Here is a 5,360-nt window from a genome sequence, read left to right as displayed (position 1 = left end):
TCCGAGTATTCCTCGGGGGCCAGCGAGAAGAACTCACCGGTGCCGCCGGCCGCGAACAGGGCGGTGGCGCCGTAGGGGGCCAGCCATTCCAGACGAGCCGCGTAGCTCTTGGCGTTGAAATCGCCGTTCTGGTCGAAGTCGGTCACGGGGAAGGAAAGCAATCCTTCCGAGACGATGGCTTTGAGTTCCTGGGGAGTCGTCATGGCTGTCTTCCAAATAAGAGAAAGGGGTATGAAAAGGCGGTGATGCCGTGGCCGCGGCGTTATCGAACCCGCGATGTATGTCATCGTACAACATACAAGGTCGTACTACAACGGCTTCGTGGAGAAGATGTTGTCGTACAACAAGTCTGCCGTTCACACCAGATATAGGAATTTCCCTAGATTGATCGCGAAAAGCCGCCACGCTATCCTCGCGATTCATTGTCGTACGACAACGTACAAGAACGACGACAATTCCATATCTCTAGGAGACAAGTTTGAAGGCATTTCCCCTGTTGAGCCGCCTGTCGGCCGTCCTGGCCGTCGCCACCGCGTTTGCCGCACCCGTCCACGCCGCCGATGACTGGCCGTCCGCCAAGGCCATCACGCTGGTCGTTCCGTTTGCGGCCGGGGGCACGTCCGACATCCTGGGCCGCCTGATCGCGCAGGAACTGGGCACCACGCTCAAGCAGACCGTCGTCGTTGAAAACAAGGGTGGCGCCGGCGGCGTGCTGGGCGCCGACGCGGTTGCGCGGGCCAAGCCGGACGGCTACACGCTGCTGTTGGGCACGATCGCCACGCATGCAATCAACCCGTCGCTGCTGCCCAGCATCAACTACAACGCCGCCAAGGATTTCTCGCCGGTCATTCTGCTGGGCAGCATTTCCAATGTGCTGCTGGTGGGCGCCAACCAGCCGTATAAGTCCGTGCAGGACGTGGTTGCGGCCGCCAAGGCGAATCCCGACACGATCGCGTTCGGCTCGGCCGGGCAGGGCACGTCGCAGCATCTGTCGGGCGAAGTGTTCAAGCAGCTGACGGGCGCGCACCTGACGCACGTGCCGTACCGCGGCAGCGCGCCGGCCATTTCGGACCTGATCGGCGGCCAGATCCCCAGCTCGTTTGAAACCGCCCTGGTCGCGCTGCCTTACGTGCAAAGCGGCAAGGTGCGCGCGCTGGCCGTGACGTCGGCCAAGCGCACCGCCGTGCTGCCCGATGTGCCCACCATGCAGGAAGCCGGGGTGCCGGGCTTCGACGTGAGCAGCTGGCAGGCCATCTACGCACCGGCCAACACGCCGTCCGCCGTGGTCGAAAAACTGAACAAGACCATTGCCGAGATCGTGGCCAAGCCGGAAGTGGCTGCCAAGATGCAAGGCCTGGGCCTGGCCTACACGCCGAACACGCCCGCCGAGTTCACCGCGTTCCAGACGGCCGAGCAGGCCAAGTGGGCAAAGATCATCGCCGACGGAAAACTCAAGCCGCAGTGATCGCGTGGCATCATCTCCTTGCTCGGTGTCTGACACCCATTGAACGTCTGCCGCAAGCCGCAGGCGATCTCCACAGGGTGTCAGACACCGCCTTTGCGCTGCGCACTTACCGAGACCCGCTGGCCGCCGCCAGCAGCACGCCAAACGCGACCAGCAGCCCGCCAAAGATCCGGTCTATCCAATGGCGCACGGCCAGCAGCCGTTGGCGCACGCCGTCCGACGAAAAGCACATCGCCACCACGCAGAACCACGTCACGTGCGCCAGCGAAATGAAGGCGCCATAGCCAACCTGCACCGCCGGCGGCGTATCGGGCCGCACGACTTGCATGAAGAGACTCACGATGAAAACTGTGGTCTTGGGATTCAGCGCGTTGGTCAGAAAGCCCGTGCGCAGCGCCGCCAGGTCCGACATTGCCGCCGCGGGACGGCGACTGTTGCCGCTGCCAGGCCGCGTGCGCAGCATTTTCATGCCCAGATACACCAGATAGGCCGCACCCGCCAGTTTGATGGCGTTGAACAACCACAGCGATTGCTGGATCAGCAGCCCCACGCCGACCAGCGTGTAGCCGACGTGTACCAGCACGCCCATGCCGATGCCCAGCGCCGTCAGCACGCCGGCGCGCCGCGACAGCATCAGGCTGTTGCGGGTGACCATCGCAAAGTCCGGCCCCGGACTGATGACGGCAAGCACCGTGATTGTGATGACAGCTATCAGTTCGGTCATGGCGTATCCTGTCGCGAAATATCAATGGCGTGCATCCTAGCAACGGGACTGAAGGACGTATAACGATGGTTTCTGACAGCAATGGTGAGCTGGAATCACCATCCTCGGACGCGCGCCTGCCGTCTCTGCTGGCGCTGCGTTGCTTTGAGGCCGCGGCGCGCCACGAAAACTTCAGCCGCGCGGCCGCGGAGCTGCATCTGACGCATGGCGCGGTCAGCCGGGCGGTGCGGTTGCTGGAGGACAACCTGGGCGTGGCGCTGTTCGAGCGGCGTAGCCGCCGCGTGTTCCTGACGGACGCCGGGCGCACCCTGTCCGGCGCAGTGGGCAGCGGCCTGGACTTGATGCGGCAGGCGGTGAGCGAACTGCGCGCCCGCGCCCGCAGCGGGCGTCGTTGGGTGCTGTCATGCGAGCCGACCTTGCTGATGCGCTGGCTGATCCCGCGCTGGCCCGATTTCCAGGCCCGGCATCCGGACATGGAAGTGCACCTGGTCGCGGGTGGCGGGCCGTTCTCATTTGCAAGCGGCATCGACTTGGCCATCCGCCGCGACGACTTTACCTGGCCGGTCAGCCATCACGTCGAGCCCCTGTTTGCGGAAAAGGTCGGCCCGGTGTGCCATCCCGGCAAGCTGGCGGACTGGTTCGACGACAGCACAGCCGGCGGCTCGTTGAAGTCTGGCGCGCCGCTGCTGCACACGCGCACGCGGCCGGACGCATGGCGCGAATGGGCGGCCGCGGCCGGTAAGCCGGCGCCAGATGCGCCCGGCCAGACATTCGACCATTTCTATTTCAGTCTGCAGGCGGCGGTCGCGGGCCTGGGCGTGGCCATCGGCCCGTGGCGGCTGGTGCGCGACGATCTGGAAAGCGGCGTGCTGGCCGCGCCCATGGGTTTCGTCGAGGATGGATCGCGCTATTGCCTGTTTGCCCCGCAGCCGCTGCCGCCGGGCAGTCCGCAGGCGGCGCTGCTGGACTGGCTGCGCAAGGCCGCGTAGTGCCGAAGGGGCAGGGAATGGCGAAAGGCCCGAGGGGGACGTCCGAAAGCCGGACGTCCCCCTCGGGCCGGTGTTGTCAGCCGGACCTCGCGGTCCGGCCCAGCGTTACGGCGTCACGCGATCAGGCGTTGGCCAGCTTGCCGTCGACCATGCGCGTCAGGCCCAGCGGGTTGGCGCGCTTGATGCCGTCGGGCAGCAGGGCGTCGGGCAGATCCTGATAGCAGACCGGACGCAGGAAGCGGCGGATGGCAGTGGCGCCCACCGAGGTCGAGGCCGGGTTCGAGGTGGCCGGGAACGGGCCGCCGTGAACCATGGCATGGCTGACTTCCACGCCGGTCGGGTAGCCGTTGGCCAGGATGCGGCCGGCCTTGCGTTCCAGCACGGGCAGCAGCGCGCGGGCGGCGTCCACGTCGGCGTCGTCCACGAACAGCGTCGCGGTAAGTTGGCCTTCAAGATGCTCGGCCACGGCGCGGACCTGCGCTGCGTCCTTGCACGCGACCACCAGCGAGGCGGGGCCGAACACTTCGGCTTCCAGTTCGTGCGAGGCCAGGAACTGGTCCGCGCTGGCGCCAAACACCACGGCGCCCGCGGCGTTGCACGCCGGGTTGGACGGTTCGCCGCGGCCGACGGTCGACACACTGGCGTGGCGCGCCAGCGCGTCGGCGCCTTGCTCGTAGGCCGAGAAGATGCCCGGCGTCAGCATGGTGGCGGCGCCCTTGGCTTTCACGGCTTCGGCGGCGGCCTGGCGGAAACGATCCAGTGCCGGGCCTTCGATGCCGATCACCAAACCCGGGTTGGTGCAGAACTGGCCCACGCCCATCGACAGCGAATCCACGAAGCCCTTGGCGATGGTTTCCGCACGGGCTTCCAGCGCGGCGGGCAGCAGGAACACCGGGTTAATGCTGGACATTTCGGCGTAGACGGGAATCGGCACGGGGCGGGCGTTGGCCGCGGCCACGAGCGCCAGGCCGCCACGGCGCGAGCCGGTGAAGCCGATGGCCGTGATGGCCGGATGCGTCGCCAGCGCGGTGCCGATTTCATTGCCGGCGCCGAACAGCAGCGAGAAGGTGCCTTCGGGCAAGCCGTGCTTGGCCACTGCCTGCTGGATGGCGCGGCCGACCAGTTCGGACGTGCCGGGGTGCGCGTTATGCGCCTTGACGATTACCGGGCAACCGGCAGCCAGTGCCGAGGCGGTGTCGCCGCCCGCCACCGAGAAGGCCAGCGGGAAGTTGCTGGCGCCGAACACGGCTACCGGGCCGAGCGGAACGTTGGCCAGGCGCAGGTCGGCGCGCGGCAGGGGCTGGCGTTCGGGCTGGGCCGGATCGATGGTCGCGTCCAGGAAGTAGCCGTCGCGCACCACGCGGGCGAACAGGCGAAGCTGGCCGACGGTGCGGCCGCGCTCGCCCTGCAGGCGGGCGACGGGCAGGCCGGTTTCCAGGCGCGCGCGCTCGATCAGCGCGTCGCCCAGCGCCAGGATGCCTTCGGCGATGCTTTCGAGGAATTGGGCGCGCGTCTCCAGCGGCAGCGCGCGATACGGATCGAACGCGGCACGGGCCAATTCGGCCGCGCGGGACACGTCGTCGGCGGAGCCGGCGGGGTAGGCGGGGTCCAGGCGTTCGCCGGTGGCGGGGTTGATGGCGTGTTGGGCAGCGCCCGCGCCCAGGACGGCGGTCGAGCCGATCAACATCTGGCCGGTCAGGTTCATGGTCATCTCCAAAAATTCATAGGCGCCGATCCAGGGGATGGGCGGTTTCGCCCCCGACGGGTCCGGGGAAAAAAATGCCCCCGGACCGGGGGCAGACAGAAGGCGTCGGTGCAGACCGATTATTCGGCGCCGGACTTCTTGATCAGGGCGGCGAGCATTTCCATTTCTTCGCCGGTCAGGTCGGTCAGCGGCGCGCGCACGGGGCCCGCGTCATGGCCCACCAGCTTGGCGCCGGCCTTGACGATGCTGACGGCGTAGCCGGCCTTGCGGTTGCGGATTTCCAGGTACGGCAGGAAGAAATCGTCAAGCAGGCGGTTGGTGGTGTCGCTGTCGCCGGCGGCGATGGCGTTGTAGAACTCCATGGCCATCTTGGGCACGAAGTTGAAGACGGCCGACGAGTAGACCGGCACGCCCAGCGCGCGGTAGGCGGCGGCGTAGACTTCGGCGGTGGGCAGGCCGCCCAGGTACGAGAAGCGG

6 protein-coding genes are annotated in these 5,360 nt (G+C 67.1%); 2 read left to right on the top strand and 4 right to left on the bottom strand.

Annotated features, from left to right (window positions below; genetic code table 11):
• On the bottom strand, positions 1 to 203 hold a 203-nt coding region (locus ASD87_RS14375), incomplete at its 3' end, for a dihydrodipicolinate synthase family protein (RefSeq protein ID WP_200952191.1).
• A gap of 275 nt (positions 204 to 478) precedes the next feature.
• On the opposite strand from ASD87_RS14375, the gene ASD87_RS14370 reads away from it, so the two are divergent.
• Positions 479 to 1,465: a tripartite tricarboxylate transporter substrate binding protein gene (locus tag ASD87_RS14370; RefSeq protein WP_056322782.1), complete on the top strand. Its 987-nt coding sequence runs from the start codon at positions 479 to 481 to the stop codon at positions 1,463 to 1,465.
• 106 nt (positions 1,466 to 1,571) lie between these two features.
• Here the strand turns inward: ASD87_RS14370 and ASD87_RS14365 are convergent, their stop codons facing one another.
• Positions 1,572 to 2,189 carry a LysE family translocator gene (locus ASD87_RS14365; RefSeq protein ID WP_056322780.1) on the bottom strand — a complete coding sequence of 206 codons (618 nt, stop codon included), beginning with the start codon at positions 2,187 to 2,189 and terminating at the stop codon, positions 1,572 to 1,574.
• A 65-nt stretch (positions 2,190 to 2,254) separates the two neighbouring features.
• Here ASD87_RS14365 and ASD87_RS14360 point away from each other — a divergent pair, with 65 nt between their 5' ends.
• Positions 2,255 to 3,178 (top strand): LysR family transcriptional regulator, encoded by a 924-nt coding sequence (locus tag ASD87_RS14360; protein WP_056322777.1) that lies wholly within the window; start codon positions 2,255 to 2,257, stop codon positions 3,176 to 3,178.
• 121 nt (positions 3,179 to 3,299) lie between these two features.
• Here the strand turns inward: ASD87_RS14360 and ASD87_RS14355 are convergent, their stop codons facing one another.
• Complete coding sequence (locus tag ASD87_RS14355; RefSeq protein ID WP_056322785.1) at positions 3,300 to 4,883, bottom strand: aldehyde dehydrogenase (NADP(+)); 1,584 nt, start codon at positions 4,881 to 4,883, stop codon at positions 3,300 to 3,302.
• 119 nt (positions 4,884 to 5,002) lie between these two features.
• A partial coding sequence (locus ASD87_RS14350) for a dihydrodipicolinate synthase family protein (RefSeq protein WP_200952190.1) occupies positions 5,003 to 5,360 on the bottom strand: 358 nt, incomplete at its 5' end.

The organism is Achromobacter sp. Root170 (assembly GCF_001428165.1).
GTDB classification, from domain to species: Bacteria; Pseudomonadota; Gammaproteobacteria; order Burkholderiales; family Burkholderiaceae_B; genus Achromobacter; species Achromobacter mucicolens.
This window is presented reverse-complemented; position numbering and strand designations above follow the sequence as displayed.

Coding starts and splice junctions, on each gene's coding strand:
- ASD87_RS14365 (WP_056322780.1), bottom strand. CDS start 2,189: ATGACCGAACTGATAGCTGTCATCACAATCACGGTGCTTGCCGTCATC.
- ASD87_RS14360 (WP_056322777.1), top strand. CDS start 2,255: ATGGTTTCTGACAGCAATGGTGAGCTGGAATCACCATCCTCGGACGCG.
- ASD87_RS14355 (WP_056322785.1), bottom strand. CDS start 4,883: ATGAACCTGACCGGCCAGATGTTGATCGGCTCGACCGCCGTCCTGGGC.